This is a genomic window from Nonomuraea monospora, from assembly GCF_039531895.1.
GTDB lineage: Bacteria > Actinomycetota > Actinomycetes > Streptosporangiales > Streptosporangiaceae > Nonomuraea > Nonomuraea monospora.
This window is the reverse complement of the sequence record NZ_BAAAQX010000005.1, coordinates 36933-55711: the sequence shown is the minus strand read 5'-3', so window position 1 is coordinate 55711 and position 18779 is coordinate 36933. Positions and strand designations below refer to the sequence as shown.

Sequence of the window (18779 nt, the reverse complement as noted above, 5' to 3'; positions counted from 1 at the left end):
GCCTACCCTGCGGGGCCGCGTGCAGTACAACTGTCCTAGTTCATCAGCCGAGAGGATTTTTCACGCAATGGGCGCCAACCACGCGCACGGCACCGCCCTTCCCAGCTCGCGCCGCACCGTGGTGGCCGGCCTGGCCGTCCTGGTGCCGCTGGCCGTCGTCACGCTGGCCGCCCTGATCTGGCTCTGGCCCGACGGCGGGCCAGGTGGCGGGCCAGGTGGCGGGAACGCGGCGGCGCCGGTGGAGTCCGGCGTGCAGCGCCTGGGCGGCACGGTCGTCAGCGTCACGCTCAAGACCTGCCCGGCCGCCGTCGAGGGCTCGCCCCAGCCCGACCCGGCCACCTGCGGGAACGCCGTCGTCAAGGTGGGCGATGGGCCCGACGCCGGCCAGGACGTCGAGCTGCGGCTGCCGAGCGGGCCGGGCGCGCAGCACTTCGCCGCCGCCGACGACGTGATCCTGCTGCGCGGCGCCGACGGCACCTACCAGATCTCCGACCACGACCGGTCGATGCCGCTGTGGCTGTTCGGGGCGGCGTTCGCGCTCGCGGTGATCGCCTTCGGGCGGTGGCGCGGGGTGACGGCGCTGGTCGGGCTGGCGGTCACGTTCGTGCTGCTGCTGACGTTCGTGATCCCCGGCATCCTGGAGGGGCGGCCGCCCATGCTGGTGGCCATCGTGGGCGCGGCGGCGATCATGCTGGCGGTGCTCTACCTCACGCACGGCTTCTCACTGTCCACCTCCGTCGCCGTGCTGGGGACGCTGGCCAGCCTGGCGCTGACGGGGGCGCTGTCGTACCTGGCGCTGGGGTTCGCCCGGCTGAACGGGATCACCGACGACAGCGCGCTCGCCCTGGACATGAGCCTGTCCATCGACACGCAGGGGTTGTTGCTGGCCAGCATCATCATCGGCGCGCTCGGCGTGCTCGACGACGTCACCGTCACGCAGTCGGTCACGGTGGCCGAACTGGCCCACGCCAACCCGTCCTACGGCTTCGCCCGCCTGTACCGGGCGGCCAGCCGGATCGGGCGGGCGCACATCGCGTCGGTGATCAACACGATCATCCTGGCGTACGCGGGGGCGTCGCTGCCGCTGCTGCTGCTGTTCAGCATCGGGGAGCAGCCGCTGGGGGAGGTGATGTCGACGCCGGTCATCGCGCAGGAGATCGTGCGGAGCATCGTGGGCACGCTGGGGCTCATCGCGGCCGTTCCCATCACGACAGCGCTGGCGGCGCTGACGGCGTCCCGGCGCGACTCCAGCCCCGTGACCGCGCACGCACACGACCCCGAGCACGCCGAGCACTCCGAGCACTCCGAGCGCGACTCCAAGCGCGAGTCCGGACACGACTCCGAGTATGAGGACTTCTTCTCGCGCCCGCCTGAGCACGACGGCTTCTTCTCGCCGCAGCCCGAGCGCGACTTCCGCCAGCCCGAGCGTGACGGCTTCTTCACGCCACGCCCTCGCCCCGACACGCCTGCGCACGCCGAGCCGTCACCCGTGCCGGACCGACCGGCTCGCCACCGCCGCCGCACCGGCGCCTGAACCCCGGCCCCGTTGGACGGGACAGCCCCCATGATCGCGTAATGTTTCCTGACATGACGGCCGACCTGCTAGCGAAGCGGGTGACGGATGTCCTGGCACCCCAGGTGCTGGTGATCCTGATGCCCCCGCTGGTCGGCCTCCTGGCCCAGGGCTGGCAAGGCGCCGCGTGGGGCCTGGTGGCCTCGGCGTTCTGCGGCGGCGTGCCGGCGGCGGTGATCGCGCTGGGCGTGCGCTCGGGCCGCCTCGACTCCCACCACATCGTGGACCGCACCCGCCGCACCGGCCCGCTGCTCGCGGCGGTGGCGGCCGTGCTGGTGGCGCTGGCGCTGCTGATCGTGCTGGGCGCGCCGACGCTGCTGGTGGCGACGGTGACGGCGATGCTGGTCGCGCTGGGCGTGACCGTGCCGATCACGCTGCGCTGGAAGATCTCCTTCCACGCCGCCGTCTCCGCCGGCACGGTCGTGGTGTTCGCCCACGTGCTGCCCGCCTGGCCGGCCGCGCTGGTGGGGGCCGCCGTCGTGGCGCTGGTGTGCTGGGCGAGGGTACGTCTCACGCACCACACCTGGCCCCAGGTGGCGGCAGGGGCCGTGGTGGGCACGCTCACGACCTGGGCGACCCTGGCCGCCTTCGGCGTGAGTTAGCGGCACCGGAATAGCGGCGTTCTCGCCGGGGTTGCCGCGAACATGGATGCCAAGAACCGCGGCCGGGTGCGTGTCGAGCACACGGCCAAGCGCGTGCGGACCTACCTGGGCGGACGGGTGGTGGCCGACACCACCGCCGCTCTCCTGGTGTGGGAAGTCCCGTACTACCCCACCTACTACTTCCCGCCGGCCGACGTGGACGAGTCCGCGCTGAAGGCCACGGGAGCCACCAAGCACTCCCCGAGCAGGGGCGACGCGGTCGTCTACACCGTCACGTCGGGCGCCGCCGAGGCCGCGGACGCGGCGCTGGCCTACCCGGACTCGCCGCTGGAGGAGATCCGGGGCTACGTCCGTTTCGAGTGGGACGCGATGGACGCCTGGTTCGAGGAGGACGAGGAGGTGTTCTTCCACCCGCGCGACCCGTACACGAGGGTGGACATCCTGCCCAGTTCGCGGCACGTGCGGATCGAGGTGGACGGCGTGACCGTGGCCGACTCCCGCAACCCGCGCATCCTCTTCGAGACCGGCCTGCCCGTCCGGTACTACCTGCCGAAGACCGATGTGCGGCTGGACCTGCTGGAGCACACCGACACCGCCACGCACTGCCCCTACAAGGGGACGGCGGATTACTGGTCGGTCAACGGCAAGAAGGACCTGGCGTGGTCGTACCGGACGCCGCTGCCCGAGAGCACGCGGATCGCGGGGCTGATCGCGTTCTACGACGAGAAGCTCGACGTGTACGTGGACGGCGAGCTCCAGGAGCGGCCGAAGAGCAAGTTCGCCTGACGGGTCAGGCGGCCGGGGTCCAGTGGGGGTCGCGGCCGAGGTAGCGCAGCAGCGTGGTGACGTCGTCGTCGCCGGGCTGCGACTCCAGCGCCGCCGCGTACGCGCCCCAGGCGCGCAGCGGCTCGACGATCTGCCTGGCCACCTCCAGCATGGGGCGGGCCATCTCGGGCGTGAGCGGCGACGGCCCGCCGCAGGCCATGGCGATGTCCCAGGCGTGCACGCCCGCGTCCAGCGCGCACGCCGCCATGCCCGACGCGGGCGCCAGCTTGTGCGGCGGGACCGGGGTCGGCACCTCGGCGGCCTGCCGGTCCACCCCGGCCCACGCGCCGGCCGAGCGCCGCAGCGCGTCCTCCAGGAACGCCTGCGCGTCGCCGCCGAGCTCACCGGTGGGCTCGAACGGGTTGAAGGCGGGGCCGGGCTCGCCGGTGAGGGCGGAGGCGAAGCCGAGCTGGTCGCCCGCGGCGTGCTGCAGGACGTGGGCGACACTCCAGCCCTCGCACGGCGTGGGCAGGCTCCAGCCGCCGGCCGGAACGCCGCTGACCGCCTGGCGCAGGGCCTCGTGCGAGGCGTCGAGAACGTCCCAGCCGCTGATGATGATGCTGTCGCTCATGAGTGAGCCCCTTTCGGTTCGTTGAGACCACTCTATCAGAACGGAATGCTTTGTTCCACTAGTCCGCGGATGAGCATGTCCAGTGCTTGCTCGAAGTCGGCCTCCGGATCCACGCCGCCGCCCCGCGTCCACCGCAGCAGCCTGCTGAAGTGCGGCAACACGGCGGGGTTCAGCTCGGTGATGTACGCCTCCACGTTCGCCGCGCCCGCGTGCGGCCCCGGATCGCCCGCGAAGCCGCCCGTGGACAGCAGCAGCGAGCCGAACACCAGCGCGTTCACCGCCCCCAGCGCCCGCCACGCCCCCTCGTCGTCGAACCCGCCCGCGTACAGCGCCCCGACCAGCGCGTCCACCCGCGACATGGCCCGCGCGGAGGTCGGGTTGGACAGGTCGGTCACCAGCGCCATCGGCACCACCGGATGGCGGCGGAAGGCCCGGTACATGCTCAGCGCCGCCGACCGGACCTGCTCCTGCCACGGCAGCTCCGCGTCGGGCAGCTCCACCTCGGCGAACACCCGCTCCGCGATGCCGTCGAGCAGGTCGGCCTTGTTCGAGACGTGGTTGTAGAGCGACATCGCCTCCACGCCGAGCACCTTGGCCAGGCGGCGCATCGACAGGCCGTCCAGGCCCTCCTCGTCGGCCAGGGCCAAGGCCGCGTCGAGGACCTTCTCCCTGTTCAGCGGCTCGCGCCGGGCCATGTGACGTTCCTTTCCGCAGGGTTCCGGTTGACAAAGCTTACGGTGTACGTGTTCTACTTACGGCGTACGCTTACGCTGTAAGTAGAAGAGTGGAGACCATGGAAGACGTGATCATCGTCGGCGGCGGGCCCGTCGGGCTGCTGCTGGCCTGCGAGCTCAAACTGGCCGGCGCGGACCCGCTGGTCCTGGAGTCGGCCGACGGCGAGGCGCGCAGGACACGCAGCCTCGGGCTGCGCTCGCTCAACGCCCGCACCGTGCAGTCACTGGCCCTGCGCGGGCTCGTCGAGCCGGTCGAGCGCGCCCAGCAGGAGATGCTCGGCGGGCTGTCCGGCCCCGCTCGCGACGACGTCGTGGGGCTGATGCTGGAGGTTCTGCGCAAGGGCGGGATCAGAGGGCACTTCGCCGGGATGCCGCTGCTGGAACCGGCCGGCGGCGCCGAGTACCTCATGCTCAAGCAGGACCGGCTGGAGGAGATCCTCGCCGAGCGGGCCGTCGCGATGGGCGTGCGGATCCGTCAGGGACGCGCGGTCACGGACGTCACGCAGGACGGCTCCGCCGCCACCGCCACGCTCGCCGGCGGGCAGGTCGTGCGCGGGGCCTACCTCGTCGGCTGCGACGGCGGGCGCAGCGTGGTGCGCAAGCGGGCGGGCTTCGCCTTCGACGGCACGCCGCCCACCATGACCGGGCGCACGGCGGTGGCCGAGCTGGCGGACCCGTCCCTGGTGACCTCGTCGCTGCGCGGGCCCGGCGGGCTGGTCAACCTGTCGCTGGTGCCCGGGGAGATCGCGACCATCGAGTTCGACGGCGGGCCAGGCGACCGCGACGCGCCCATGACCGCCGCCGAACTGCAGGCCAGCCTGCGGCGGGTGACGGGGCTGGAGGTGGTCGTCGAACGGGTGGAGACCGGCATCCGGTACGGCGACAACACCCGGCACGCGGAGACGTACCGCAAGGGGCGGGTGCTGCTGGCCGGGGACGCGGCGCACGTCCACTCGCCCATCGGCGGCCAGGGGCTCAACCTCGGCATGCAGGACGCCTTCAACCTGGGCTGGCGGCTGGGCCTGGTGGTGCGGGGCGCGGCGCCCGAGAGCCTGCTCGACGGGTACACCGCCGAGCGGCATCCGGTGGCGGCCAGAGTGCTGCGGAACGCGCGGGCCCAGGTCGCGCTCATGCGGCCGGGGGCGCAGGTGGAGGCGTTGCGTGAGGTGCTGGGGGAGGTGATCGGGCTGCGGGAGGGGCGGCGGTACTTCGCGGGCATGATGGACGGGACGGCCATCGACTACGCGCCCGGCGCGGCCGAGCCCCTGGTCGGGCGGTTCGTCCCCGACCTGCGACTGACCGGGACGGCCGGGGTCGCCGAGCTGCTTCGGGACGGACGCGGCCTGCTCATCGGGTTCGCGCAGGCGGGCGCGGGGCAAGCAGGCACTGCGCGGGCAGGCGGGGGGCAGGCGGGCGCGGGAGAAGCAGGCGCGGGGCAAGCAGGCACTGCGCGGGCAGGCGGGGGGCAGGCGGGCGCGGGAGAAGCAGGCGCGGGGCAAGCAGGCACTGCGCGGGCAGGCGGGGGGCAGGCGGGCGCTGCGCTGGCGGGGCATCGCGACCGCGTGCGGGCGGCCTGGGCCGAGCCCGGCGGCGGCGTGAGCGCGGGTGTCGGCACGGCCGGCCCAGGCGGCGGCCTTGGCGGGGCGGGGGCGTGGCTGGTGCGGCCCGACGGGTATGTGGCGTGGGCGGGCGAACCGGGCGAGGCCGCCGAGGCGCTCACCACGTGGTTCGGCCCGCCCGCCGTCAGGTGAACAGCCGGGTCAGAACCCGGGTGCCGAACTCCAGCCCCTCCACGGGCACCCGCTCGTCCTTCCCGTGGAACATCCCGAAGTAGTCCAGATCCGGCCGCAACATCAACGGCGCGAACCCGTACCCCTTGATCCCGATCCTGGCGAACGACTTGGCGTCCGTGCCCCCCGCCATCACGTACGGCACCGGCCTGGCCAGCCCGTCCTCGGCCACCAGCGCCCCGGCCAGCTCGTCGAAGAACGCCGACGGGTACGGCGCGGCGGGCGCGTCCTCCAGGTTGACGAACTCGCGGGTGACCTTCGGCCCGAGCAGCTCGTCGATCGTGGCCAGGAACTCCTCCTGCGTGCCGGGCATGAACCGCCCGTCCACGTGGGCGGAGGCCGTCGAGGGCACGACGTTCACCTTGTATCCGGCGTCCAGCATGGTGGGGTTGGCCGAGTTGCGGATCTGGCTCTTGAACAGGCTGCCGAGCGGCCCGAGCCGGGCCGCCTCGGCGTCCAGCCGGTCGAGGTCGATCGGCTGGCCGGTGATCTCCGACAGGCTGCGGATGAGCGCCGCGACGGTGGGGGTGAGCCGCACCGGCCACTGGTACGACGCCACCCGCGACAGCGCGTGCACCAGGGTGGCGACCGGGTTGTCCACGGCGGGGCGTGACCCGTGACCGGCCACGCCGTGCGCGGTCAGCCTCATCCAGGCGGTGCCGCGCTCGCCGACCGCGATCGGGTACACCCGGTGCCCCTGGGCGTCCACGCTGAAGCCGCCCGACTCGCTGATGGCCTCGCTCACCCCGTCGAACAGCTCCCGGTGCTCGGTCACGGCGTGCCGGGAGCCGTAGTCGCCGGTGGCCTCCTCGTCCGCCAGGAACGCCAGCACCAGGTCCCGTCTGGGCCGCTCGCCGCGCGCCCGCATGCCGAGCACGGTGGCCAGCGTCATGGCGCACGAGCCCTTCATGTCGACCGCGCCCCGCCCGTACACGCAGCCGTCCTCGATCTCCCCGGAGAACGGGTGCATCCGCCACTCGGCCGGGTCGGCGGGCACCACGTCGAGGTGGCCGTGCACGAGCAGCGCGTCGGGGGAGTCGCCCGCCATCCTGGCCACGACCGTGGTCCGCTTGGGCGCCGACTCGAACACCACCGGCTCCAGGCCCGCGTCGGCCAGCAGCGTGGCGACGTACTCGGCGGCCGGGCGCTCTCCGGAGCCCGGGTTGGTGGTGTCGAACCTGATCAAGTCCGAGCAGATCTCGGCAACGCTCTTCACTCTCGTCCCTTCAAGGTCAGCGGCGGCACCCCGGGCGTCTCCATGCCGAAGATCAGCCCGTAGAAGGCCAGCTCGGCCTCCAGCACCGCGACGACAGTCTCCTCCCTGCGCCAGCCGTGCTGCTCGCCGGGGAAGGTCAGCAGGGCCCACTCCTTGCCGTGCCTGTCCAGTTCGGCGGTGAACCGCTCGGCCTGCGAGACGTCCACGATGGCGTCCTCCAGGCCGTGCAGCATCAGGCAGGGGCCGGAGGCGCGGAAGGCGTTCAGCAGCGGGGAGCGCTCGGTGTAGCGCTGCCGGGTCTCCGGCAGCGGGCCGACCAGGCCGTCCAGGTAGCGCGACTCGAAGTCGTGCGTCTCGGCGGCCCAGCTCTCCGGGTCGGTGATCGCGTAGTGCGCCACCCCGCCCGCGAACACGTCGCTGTGCACCAGCGCCGCCACCGTCGTCCAGCCGCCCGCGCTGCCGCCCCTGATGGCCAGCTTGGCGGCGTCGGCCCGGCCCAGCTCGACCAGGCCGCGCGCCACCTTGGCGCAGTCCTGCACGTCCACCACGCCCCACTGGTGGCGCAGCCGCTCGCGGTAGGCGCGGCCGTAGCCGGTCGAGCCGCCGTAGTTCACCACGGCCACGCCGATGCCCCTGCTGGTGAAGTAGGCGATCTCCAGGTCGAGCATGACCGGCAGGTTCCCGGTGGGGCCGCCGTGCGCGAAGATCACGTACGGTCCCGGCCCCCGCACGCCGGACGGCGGGTACAGGTGCGCGTGCACCCCTTCGATCGTCAGCGTCTCGGGGGTGGGCAGCAGCGCGCGGTCCGGCAGCTCCTTGCGCGGCGACACCACCTCGTGCGCGCCGTCGGCCAGGCCGACGAGCGTGACCTCCAGCGGCGTGTACGGCGTCGCCCGCACCGCCGCCACCTTGCCGCCCGCGACCGACACGGTGGACGACCAGTGGGTGGCCGCGCCGCCGATCTCCCGCAGCTCGCCCGTCTCCGGATCCAGGACGCCGAGGCGCCGGTGGTCGGCGGTGCCGTAGACGACGGCGAGGCGGCCGTCCTCGGCCACGGCCAGGCAGGTCAGGCCCGGCTTCCAGGCCGCCGCGCCGAACTCCAGCTCCATCGGGGTGAGGTTGCGGCCGGGGGAGCCGTCCAGGGGGACGACGTGCACGTTCCACCAGCCGGTCGGGTCCGTCACCGCGTACAGGCTCGCATTGTCGCGCCACTCGGCCTGCGACACCGACTCGCCGGGCCCGCCCGCGACCACCTCGTACGGCCCGGCCGTGCCGTCGCCGGCCAGCGGGGCCACGCACAGCTCGGTGCCGTCCCACGGCATGTTCGGGTGGTCCCAGCCGATCCAGGAGACCCACCGGCCGTCGGGGGAGACGCGCGGGTTCATCAGGAAGTGCTGCGCCTTGGCGACGACCCTGACCGGGCCGCCGTCCAGCGGCACCGCCACCAGGTCCCGCACGTCCGAGATCTCCCTGACCGCCCACACCTCGCCCCTGCCCGGCGGCAGGTACAGGTCGCCGTAGCGCGACGGGCCCTCCGGGGTGAGCGGCACGGGATCGCCGCCGTCGAGCCGGTACAGGCGCTGGTCGGCCCAGTTCGTGAAGACCATCCCGCCGCCGGGCAGCGGACGCCACGAGCGGCCCCCGTACTCGACCAGGCGGTTGCGGGCGTTCCACCCGGCGGGCAGCGCGTCCACGCGGGAGCCGTCGGGCAGGCGGCGCACCACGCAGCGCCTGCCGCCCTCGTGCGGGCGCGGCTCGTCCCACCAGACCTCGACACCGGAGGGCGTGGCCACCGCCTCCACCCACTGGGGGCCGCCGTCGATATGGGCCACGTCGATCGGTCGAATGCTCATGAACTCACCAATTGCCGTTGGTACAGGGAGGAAGAGGAACGTCGGGGGGATGCAGCACGTACGCGATGCCGCCGCTGCCGGAGCTCCTGAGCCACACGTGCTCGAACGCCGCCCGTGGATAGACCCGCCGGACCTCGGCGTCGCGGGGCGCGGCCGGATCGTTGACCACGATGTCGCCGCCGGTTGTGAAACCCGTGACGACCAGGATGTGGCCGCTGGTGGAGTAGCACGAACCGGGCAGCTCGTGCACCTTGAACGACTGCGACGTGATCACCGGGATCCCGGCCCGTACGAACAGCTCCAGCTCCGCCGCCGACCGCAGCCGCGTCACGAACCCGGCCAGCCCGAACCGGCCCGCGTACGCCACGTTGAACGGCCAGTTGCCGGTGCCCTGGTAGCTCTCGTCGTACGTGCCGGCCGCCGCGTGGTCCACGGCGGGCGCCGGATCGCCGTCCCCCACCCAGGCCAGCTCGCCCGGCACCGGTTCGCGGCCCCAGTACGCCAGCACCATCGCCACCGAGGCGGGGCTGCACCAGTTGACGCCGCCGCCGTCGTAACGCACGTGGTGACCGGCGTGCGCGTGCTGAGAACGCCGGGGCACCGCCAGCTCGACGGCCCCGCCGGGGCCCGGCGCGCTCGGCGCGGGCGGCAGCCGGGGCAACGCCGAGGCCATCACCCCCAGCCCGGTCACCCGGGCACTGCCGCCGTCGCCCCGGTCGCCTCTGTCACCGTCACTGTCACCGTCACTGTCACCGTCGCCGTGGCGGGTCACCCGCACCTGGTAGGCCGTCACCGGCTGCCTGGCCACGAACGTGTCCACCGCCACGTCCCCGTGCTCGTCGCCCTGGCCCGGCACCGAGGTGCGCGGGTGGCCGTGCTCGGACCACCGGCCCATCACGTACCACTTGGTCAGGTCACCGGACGCGGTCCTGACCCGCAGCGCGACCTCGATCCAGGTGCCCGGCGGGGTGCGCGCCGTCCACGATGGGACGAGCTGGGTCGCGGGAAAGCCGATCGCCCGCTCGTCGCTGATCCACACGCCTGCCTCGTCGGAGACCGTCAGGCGGGCGAAGGCGACATGAGCCAGATCGACGGTGAGCACCAGGCACATTGTGGTTTCGCACTCCATGTCGCACATCGGATGGTTTACGTACCGGCCCCGATTGTGTCGGTGATCAACTCTAAGGTTCGGGACATGACATCAGCGGTACAGGCATACACCTACCCGGGGCCCTCCGTGCTGGCCGACGGCAAGCTCGGCCTCTCGACCTCCGGTGGCACGGCGTTATCCGGCCCCCAGGCCCACCCCAAGTTCTTCAGCGGGCTGCTCACCCAGGCCGCGCCGGCCGCCGCCGGGCTGCTGGCCGTGGCCGACGTGGCGCTCACCCGCTACCACCAGCCCCGCCCCGGCTGGACCCGCGACCCGGTCGTGACGTGCGACGGCGAACGGCTGCGCTTCGAGTCGTTCTCCGCCTGCGGCGGCGTCTACGCCCGGCTCGACGTGACCGCGCTCGACGGCGAGGTGCTCGACCGCGGCACCACCAACGTCGACGTCAACGGCCCGCTCCGCGAAGCCCTGGCCAGGGTCGGCGGCAAGGACCCGCTGCACGTCGGCGTCGGCGCCGACGAGCTGACCGTCACCACCCTCGACGGCGCCGTCGTGGAGAAGAAGGTGCCGCTGCCGTCCCGCTGGCTGCGCGGCTTCGCCGAGGTGCAGGTCATGGCCGCCGGATGGGACCTGCGGGCCGAGCTGGCGGGGCCGCAGGCCGTACGGTTCCTGCGGTCCCTGCCCAAGGGCGCCCGCTCCACCGTCTGGGCCGTCCCCGCCGGCCGCGACCTGCGCCTGTCCTCCGGCGCGGCGCGCGGCGGCGTCTGCCTGTCCGGCACCGCGCGGGTCGCCACGCTGCTGCCGCTGCTCAGGTTCGCCAAGGCGCTGCGCGTCTACGGGCCCGCCGACGGCTCGTCCACCGCCAGCGCGTGGGAGCTGGAGCTGCCGGGCATGCGCTACACGCTCGCCGTCTCGCCGCAGCCGTCGCGCGGCTTCTCCGGCGAGGGCCAGGTCCTCGACGACCTCGCCACCGACGAGGCCGCCGCCGACGCCGACGTCATCGGCATGCTGCTCAACTTCGAACCCACCGTCGAGCTCGGCCTCCTCGCCGACCGCTCCGGCCTGCCCGTCTCGCGGGTACGCGCCGCGCTCACCCAGCTCGGCACCTCCGGCCGGGTCGGCTACGACCTGCACGAGGCCGGGCACTTCCATCGCGAGCTGCCCTACGACCAGGACCAGGTGGCCGAGCTCAACCCGCGCCTCACCTCGGCCCGCGCCCTCGTCGACGCCGGGGCCGTCCGGTTGCTCGCCGACGACCAGGCCGAGGTCACCACCGAGGGCGGGGTGCGGCGGGTCCGGATCGGTGAAGGGGCCTGCACGTGCGCGTGGTGGTTCGATCATCGGGGGTCTCGGGGGCCGTGCAAGCACGTGCTGTCGGCCAGGATCGCCGCCCGCTTGGCGGTGGAGGTCACCCCGTGACCGCGCCCGGTGGGGCGGTGGGTGGTGGGGCGGTGTGGGAGGCGGTGCTGCGCGTGCTCGACACCGGCGACCTGGATCTGGTGGCGGACCACGTCCTGGCCCTGGACGAGCGCGCCCGCCGCGAGGTGGCCGCCGCCCTGCCCGCCCACCTCCTCGTGGCGGAGGAACGCGCCACCGCCAGGTGGCACGAGCGCGAAGCCAGGCGCGCACGCGAGAACGAGGCCGCCTGGCGCGCCTACGTGCGGGCGCAGGAACGCGAAGGCCAGCGCGTGGAGGAGGACGAGCGCTGGCAGTGGGACGCCCACTGGTTCAGGACCGGCGCCATGGGCCCCGGCGAGAGCTGGGCCGCGCCGCTGCGGGTGGCGGGCGCGGCGGCGATCGGCGGCGCGGCGGCCGTGGCCGCCTGGCTGAGCCGCCGCGACCTCCAGGACCGCTGGACCTGGGACCAGCGCACCATCGCCGTACTCGAACGTGTCCTGTCGGCCCGCCCGGCCGCCTGGCAGGCCGACTTCGCCGTCCGCGCCACGCTCAAGCTGCGCACCACCCCTCGCCGTCGCGGCGCACGGGACCCGATGGCCGGGCTGGTGCTGGCCATGCTGCGCCGCAGCGGCGCCACCCCGCCCGAGCACGACCCGCTGGTCGTGGCCTGGGTCACCGCCGCCCCCATCGCGGCGGAGCTGCGCGACGACCCGCTGCTCGACCACCTCCTGCCCCGCCTGTTCGAGGCGGAAGGCGCCGGCGCCCTGCTGCGCGACGAGCGCGCCGACCCGCCCGCGGCGCGGAGCTGGCTGGCCGCGCTGAGGAAGCTGCAGGCCGACGGCAGGATCGGGCGCGACGTGCTGCTCGACGGCTGCCTGCGGCGCTTCCTGCGAGGCGGGCAGGCCGCCGACCTGCGCTTCTTCGTACGCCTGCACGAGCTGCTCGATCCCACGTACGACGAGGTGAGCAAACGCCGCCGCGACTACCTGCGGCTGCTGCCCGTCGCGCCCGGCGCGGTGGCCGAGCCGGCGCTCAGGCACCTGCGGCGGCTGGACGACCTCGACCCAGGCGACGTGCGGGAGGCGGTGCCCGCGCTGCTGGCGAGAGGTGAGCGCAAGCTGCTGACCGCCGGGCTGACCTGGCTGGACGAGATCGCCCGCGACCCCGGCACCGAGCTGGGCTCGCTGGCTCCCGCCCTCGGGTACGCGTTCGCCTGCGAGTCCGCCGACGTGCAGGGGCGGGCGGTGCGGCTGGCCGTCAAGCACGCCAAGCGGTTCGGCGAGGAGGGGGCACGGGCCGTGCGGGAGGCGGCCACGGTGCTGCCGCAGGAGCTGCGCGAGACGCTGGCGTCGGTGTTCGGCGGGGAGGCCGCCGAGGACTCGCGGGATTTCGAGGGGTTCGTGCCGGTGCCGCTGCCCGCGCCGGTGCCCGCCGCCGCGTTCCCCGGGCCCGTCGTGGTGGCGAGGGACGTCGAAGGGCTGCCGGACGGGGGCCGGTGGGAGGCCGCCGAGCTGTGGCTGGCCGGGGTCGTGCGGCTGTACGGGAGCGATCGCGGCGGGCTGGCGGCCCGGCTGGCGGAGCTGTGGCCCGGCGTGACCCCGCCGGACGGGGCGTGGCAGGCGGTCTGGCACTGGGCGCGGGAGATCGCCCGCCTGGTGATGGCGCATCCGGGGGAGGGGCGTGCTTCCGGGCGGTTGCCCGAGGCCGGTGACGTGCCCGGCCCGCACCTGTTCCTGCTGCGCCGCTGGGCCGAGGTGTGCGACGCGATCGAGGGCGGGACGCTGCCCCCGTACCTGCTGGCCGAGCCCACCTCGACGACCGGCCACCTCGACGCCGGTGTGCTGGTGGAGCGGCTGGCGGGCTACGAGCGCGCGGGCGTCGAGGCGCTGCCGGCCGACCTGAGGCAGGCGCTGCTGCGGCTGCCGCGCCTGACCGCGCCCGAGGTGGCGGCGCGGGCCGGGCGGCTGACCTCGCGGGCGGGCCAGGAGGCGGCGCGCTGGATGGGAGGCGACCGCCCCGAGCCGGTCGCGGAGATCACCTGGTGGTACTACCCGCCCGCCGGAACCCCCGGATGCGGCGACAGGCGCTCCTATGGTGAGGACCGGGAGCAGGCGGGCACGGGCGCGGTGCTCCACGAGCTGACGGCCCACCTCACCACATCGCTCAGCGGCGGCCCCGTGGCGCACCGGCTGAAGGAGCACGACGGTTACCTGCGCTGGTGGCCGTACCTGATGCCGTCCGACAGGGAGGCCGTCGCGGCGCATCTCGTCCCGCACCTGACCGAGCGCTGGCAGCGCGCCCGCACCGAGCACGCGCAGGCGAAGGCGCTGGCGCTGGCGGACGGGCCGATGGGCGAGGCGGCCGCGCTCGTGCAGGCGTATTTCGTGGCCGACAGGTCCCGGTGCGCCGACCCGGAGGAGCGGGCCAGGCCGCTGGTGGAGCTGGCCGCGCGGGGGGAGCTGCCCGCCGAGGAGGTGGGGCGGCAGCTCGCGCTGCTGGTGCGCAGGTCGGACCTGAAGCCGGGCCCGGTGTTCGAGACGCTGGAGAGCGCGGCGGCGCTCGGCGCGCACCGTGAGGTGTGGCGGGTCATGACGGGGTTCCTGGCCGTGTTCCTGCCGGGGCCGGGGGAGCGGCCGCACACCCGGCACACGCAGGGGCTCACGTTCGCGTTGCGGGCGGCGCGGTGGGCCGGGGCGCGCGGGGCGCTGCCGTGCGTGGCTGAGCTGGCGCAGCGGCGGGCGTCGAACAACTTCGTCAGGGAGGCGCGCAGGCTGCACACGTACCTGACCTGAAGGCCTGACCTGATCGCGGCTGGGCCCCGTTCAGAGGAACGGGGCCTGCGTCCTGATGCCGTGGATCCTGTGCCGGGCCAGGCGGGGATCCGTGGTCAGCAACAGGCGGGTCTCGGCGATGAGGTCGATGGTGCTGCCCGGCTGCGCCTCCGCGAGCAGAGCTGTCAGCGAGGTCTGCGGGCACTCGATGAAGATCGTGGTCAACGCGGCGAGGATGTGCAAGTACGCGCGGGCCTGCACGACCAGCGGCTGGTTCTCCACTGCGGGCGGCACGTCGGCCGCGTGCCTGTCGAACTCCGCGGCGGTGAGCGGGGTGATCGTCGCGCATTTGGCCAGCCACTCGGTGACGGCGGGGGCGTGCTGGTCGGTCAGCTTGGCCGCGTCGCGGAGGTAGGCTCCGGTGATCGCGCCGAGATCCTGACGGATCATTCTGTCCGCCAGCAGGGGCAGCTCGCGCTCGTCCTCCTCCGAGGCTGTGGTGGACAGGTCGAGTGCGGTGCGCAGCAGGTCGCGCGGCAGGCCGCCGGTGAGCGCGTGGCAGAGCCAGACATACGGGAGCGGCAGCAGGACCCCGCGTCCCTTCAGCAGGTTGCGCGATTCGGCGCTCCGCAGTGGCGGTATGCGGACTATTCGGTCGAAGGCGCTGTCGAAAGTGTTCCTGAAGGCCAGGCTCCGGCGTTCGAACGCGCTGAGCGCGTCCTCCGACAGCGCGACGAGGAAGAAGCACCCGGGCACACCGAAGATCACTTTCAGATCGTTGAGCAACCGTTCGGCGTCCTCGGCCTTGCCGATCTTGTCCAGCTCGTCGATGCCGATGATGATCTTGCCCTTGCGGTCCTGCCGGTCGAGCGCGATCTGTCCGAGGAGCTCCCGCAGCTCCGCGACCAGTTGCGGGTAGCCGCGGGACTGCTCGGTGCGCTGAACGGCCCACTGCCCGCCCAGCTTGCTCCATCCGGGCACGGCCACCTCACCCGTACGGGTGCGAGTCACCGCCTGCAGGTAACGCAGCGACCGCAGGTGCTCGCGGGCGGCCTCCTGCGAGGCGGTGGCCCCTGTCACCCGGGGCCTGCGCCGGTTGGACTGCCAGGTGGCGAGCAGCCCCCAGGCCGCCATGAGCCCTCCCAGTGCGGCGACGAGCAGCGCGGGCCGCTCGGTCATGCCGGTCATCACCGGCCCGAGCCAGCCCCAGCCCAGGCCGCCGGCCAGCAGCACGAGCCCGGCGAGGGTGACGATGGCGGGCAGCCGTCTGACCAGGCGGGCCATCCATCGCCGCTGGGCGGTCTGCGCGCCCGCCTCGCCGACGACCTCCTCGCAGACCTCGATGAACAGGTGGGTGACGAACTCCTTGGCGTCGTAGGCCGTGGGTGCGTGGACCGTCAGACAGAGGTTCGCCGTCCCGTCCGGCTGATCGCGGGCGCACAGATGCTGGAGCACGGTCGTCTTGCCCACGCCCCTGGAGCCGCTCACGCCGATGCTCGCGCTCGTCAGCCGTGTGATGAGCTGCTGGAGATAGCGGCTCTCCGCGGTGGGGACGAACTCCTCGACCTTGCTCAGCCCGCCGAGCCTGCCCGAGTCCAGCGGGGGCAGGACCGTGGTCATGGCGTCCCGCTCGTCGTCCACCACGTCGTGCAGGAGCGGCATGAGGCCCTCTCTGACCATGGCGCCGATCCAGCTCTGGTACGCCTGCTCCGCCGCGGCCCGATACCAGGCCAGCCCGGAGGGCAGTTGCAGCCACGCCGCCGGGTCGGGGTTCGACAAGACGGCACGGTCGTGCATGGATGGCGCACTGGACAGCCAGAGCAGGGTCGTGACGAGCCAGACCGCGCCCGACCCCCACAGCAGCGGAGGCGGTCCCGCGGCCGGATGGACCGGCACCCGGAAGAAGAAGGAGACGGCGAGCCCCACCCCGAACAGCGGCGTCAGCGGCACGACCACTGTGCGGTACCAGATCTCGGCTCGAACCCACCTGCGGATCAGGAGCAGGACCACGCACACGGACAGGGCGGTGATCAGTGTCGCCTTGAAGGCGTCCGGCGACCGCCACATGCCGGCCGCCCACACCGTGGTCGCCCCCGAGAGCCAGGCGGCCCACAGATAGAGCAGGCCGGGACGCGTCCACCACGGCAGGTGCGCGGCGTCGACCAGGCGCTTGTGTGCCTTGACGTAGCGGTCGCGCTGGGCCGTGGCCACCCGTTCGACCACATCGAACTTCTGCGCGAGCAGCCGCAGGAGCAGCAGCCTCACGGCCTCGTGCGAGCGGTTCTCGCTGGAGTCGTCGATGATGTGCAGCACATCGGGCTGCACCATCGCCGCGTCGCAGATCTTCCGCTGGGCGACCGCGTCGATCTTACTCGTCGGCGGGATCGGCGGGATCGGCGGGATCGAGGGTGGAGGCGGGACGAGCGTGGGCTGCCCGCTCGCCGGACCGGGGGCCACCTCGCCGGGCGGCCCCGGTGCCGTCTCGGCGGGGTGCCGGCTGACCAGGACGTCGCGCAGGTGCGGGTAGCGGAACCGGTGGACGGGACCGACCTGCCGCAGCAGGCCGATCCCGGCGGAGTGTTCCAGGAACGTCATCAGCCTGAACGGGATCCGGCGCCGGTAGGCGAGTAAGGCCACGGCCAGGAGATAGGTGAAGCCGGGAGTGCTCATTCCGAGGCTCACCCCCGCCAGGCAGGCCACGAAGAGAGCCCCTTGGAGCAAGGGTGAGGCCGCCCATTCGTTGTCGGACAGGGTGAAGGCGAACAGGAGTCCGGCCGCGACGCCGCCCACCACGATCTGGGCGACGGCACTCGCCAGCGCCTCGCGCAGCGTTGTGCGTGGGCCGGCGGGAGATCCGCGAACGTGGTGGCGCGGGACCAGCCCGAGGCACCGGTGACGTCCGGCCACGGCTGCCAGACCACCGAGTAGGCCTCCTGCCGCGGTGAGCAGCAGCGATGGCATCCAGCCGCTGAGCAGGAGCCGCGGGTCGACATTCACCGCCACGAACAGCATGAGACCGATGCCGAAGTAGCTGCCCAGCCCGTAGTGCAGCAGGGCCGAGACGGCTCCTGGTAACTGCCACCAGGCCAGGTCGCCGGTCATGTGCTCGGCCAGGAAAGCCAGATAGCGGCGGGTGTCCTTCGGGCTGAACCAGCGCTTGCCCGGCCTGGGGGCGGGTTGCGTGTTGATCAACCGGTCGAGCAGGTGCCGCTCGATGGCTCCGGCGTCGGGGAAACGCGCGGCGTCCAGGAGGGCGGTGGGATCGTCATGGGGCGGGTAGACCCTGCGCATCACGGCCAGGGCCCACGGCCTGCTCAGCGCGTGCACCACCACGTCGGCGGAGCCGTCGCCGAGCCTGTCCAGCAGGGACGCCCATCCGGCGGCAGGAGGCTGCGGCAGGTCGGCGCGCAAGGCGGACAGGACCGTGGTGAGATCCAGTGGCAGGAGCGCGATGGTCAGGCCGCTGAGCATGAGATCGGTCCTGCGATCCGCACCGAGTGGGGGGAAGCCCGCGTCTCGGCTCGTGATGATCAGGGGGTCACCCTCGGGCAGCGTGCTGGCGAGCGCGTCCATCACCAGCAGTCGCTGGCGGGCAGGCAACTCGTCGAGACCGTCCAGGAGGGGCAGGACGCGTCGGCGCGCCACCAGCGCGCGGGCGAGTTCGACGCCGGACGGCATGGCGGCCAGGGAGGGATATTCGGCGAGCATGCGCCCCACGAGCCAGTCGTGGAACGGCTGGGTCGACGGGTCCCAGGTCGAGATGCCGAACATCACGGGCACCGGATCGTCGTCGCGCCGCTTGTCCAGCAATTCCAGGAGCACCAGCAGCGCCAGAGCCGTCTTGCCCGATCCCGGCGCGCCGAGGATCAGCAGCCGCCTCGTCGAGGAGGAGCGGAAGGTGTCGGCCAGCTCCGTGACATCGCCTGCCTCGGCCTCGGCGGAGACCGCCCAGCGCAGCGGCAGGCGACCGGCGTCCGACAGGTCGGCGGCGGAGGCTTCCCGCTGCCACCGGTTCCTGACCTGGGTGGCGAACTTGCCCGCCACCTCGTCGAGGCGCTCCATGGACAGCCCGGGGTGTCTCGACTGGGTCCACACCAGCTCCGAGGCCCACGCCGCTGCCAGGGCCGCGAAGAGCCCGGTGAGAATGGACCACGACGCCTGAGCGTCGGTGAGGAGCTGGTTGGTCGCCACCGAGAACGCGACGATCCCCAGCACGGTCAGCAGGGCCAGCAAGGTCAAGCGGCTTCGGCGCATGTCCACGGCCTCCTCGCGCACGGTCACCCAACCGTAACGAGGTGTCCCCGGCCTGGTTTGATACCGGGGACCACACTCGACCGT

General features: G+C 73.3%; 12 protein-coding genes. 6 read left to right on the top strand and 6 right to left on the bottom strand.

The genetic code is table 11. The features are described from left to right. Nucleotides 1-67 precede the first annotated feature (67 nt). From ABD331_RS11470 to ABD331_RS11460, 3 genes are read left to right on the top strand one after another with little or no spacing between them, the layout of a single operon-like run. A complete protein-coding gene (locus ABD331_RS11470) occupies nt 68-1534 on the top strand; it encodes a YibE/F family protein (protein ID WP_344473491.1) in 1467 nt (488 codons plus the stop codon). Nucleotides 1535-1587: 53 nt separating this feature from the next. Further along, the gene (locus ABD331_RS11465; RefSeq protein ID WP_344473489.1) at nt 1588-2175 is read left to right on the top strand and encodes a hypothetical protein; all 588 of its coding nucleotides are present in this window, start codon (nt 1588-1590) and stop codon (nt 2173-2175) included. A 42-nt stretch (nt 2176-2217) separates the two neighbouring features. Further along, the gene (locus ABD331_RS11460; protein WP_344473487.1) at nt 2218-2961 is read left to right on the top strand and encodes a DUF427 domain-containing protein; all 744 of its coding nucleotides are present in this window, start codon (nt 2218-2220) and stop codon (nt 2959-2961) included. 4 nt (nt 2962-2965) lie between these two features. On the opposite strand, the gene ABD331_RS11455 is transcribed toward ABD331_RS11460, so the two are convergent. Both ABD331_RS11455 and ABD331_RS11450 read right to left on the bottom strand, forming a co-directional pair. Next, nucleotides 2966-3571, bottom strand: coding sequence for a TIGR03086 family metal-binding protein (locus tag ABD331_RS11455; protein ID WP_344473485.1), 606 nt, complete (start codon nt 3569-3571; stop codon nt 2966-2968). 35 nt (nt 3572-3606) lie between these two features. Beyond that, complete coding sequence (locus ABD331_RS11450; RefSeq protein WP_344473483.1) at nt 3607-4266, bottom strand: TetR/AcrR family transcriptional regulator C-terminal domain-containing protein; 660 nt, start codon at nt 4264-4266, stop codon at nt 3607-3609. Between the two features lie 98 nt (nt 4267-4364). Between ABD331_RS11450 and ABD331_RS11445 the strand changes: the two genes are divergently transcribed. Next, on the top strand, nt 4365-6056 hold the full coding sequence (locus tag ABD331_RS11445; RefSeq protein WP_344473481.1) for an FAD-dependent monooxygenase: 1692 nt from the start codon (nt 4365-4367) through the stop codon (nt 6054-6056). Here ABD331_RS11445 and ABD331_RS11440 read toward each other — a convergent pair. Genes ABD331_RS11440 through ABD331_RS11430 form a run of 3 tightly spaced genes read right to left on the bottom strand, consistent with a single transcriptional unit; the run spans nt 6049 to nt 10275 of the window. After that, a complete protein-coding gene (locus ABD331_RS11440) occupies nt 6049-7311 on the bottom strand; it encodes a M20/M25/M40 family metallo-hydrolase (RefSeq protein WP_344473479.1) in 1263 nt (420 codons plus the stop codon). The genes ABD331_RS11445 and ABD331_RS11440 overlap by 8 nt on opposite strands. After that, nucleotides 7308-9164, bottom strand: a complete 1857-nt coding sequence (locus ABD331_RS11435; protein ID WP_344473477.1) for a dipeptidyl-peptidase 5 — start codon at nt 9162-9164, stop codon at nt 7308-7310. Before ABD331_RS11435 ends, ABD331_RS11440 begins: the two co-directional genes overlap by 4 nt. Before the next feature lie 4 nt (nt 9165-9168). Next, complete coding sequence (locus tag ABD331_RS11430) at nt 9169-10275, bottom strand: peptidase C39 family protein (RefSeq protein ID WP_344474237.1); 1107 nt, start codon at nt 10273-10275, stop codon at nt 9169-9171. A gap of 84 nt (nt 10276-10359) precedes the next feature. Between ABD331_RS11430 and ABD331_RS11425 the strand changes: the two genes are divergently transcribed. After that, nucleotides 10360-11691, top strand: a complete 1332-nt coding sequence (locus tag ABD331_RS11425; RefSeq protein ID WP_344473475.1) for an SWIM zinc finger family protein — start codon at nt 10360-10362, stop codon at nt 11689-11691. Further along, entirely contained in the window at nt 11688-14462 is a 2775-nt protein-coding gene (locus ABD331_RS11420; protein ID WP_344473473.1) for a DUF6493 family protein, read from the top strand. The genes ABD331_RS11425 and ABD331_RS11420 overlap by 4 nt, the downstream gene beginning before the upstream one ends. A gap of 30 nt (nt 14463-14492) precedes the next feature. Here the strand turns inward: ABD331_RS11420 and ABD331_RS11415 are convergent, their stop codons facing one another. Further along, the gene (locus ABD331_RS11415; protein ID WP_344473471.1) at nt 14493-18695 is read right to left on the bottom strand and encodes an NACHT domain-containing protein; all 4203 of its coding nucleotides are present in this window, start codon (nt 18693-18695) and stop codon (nt 14493-14495) included. Between the last annotated feature and the right edge of the window lie 84 nt (nt 18696-18779).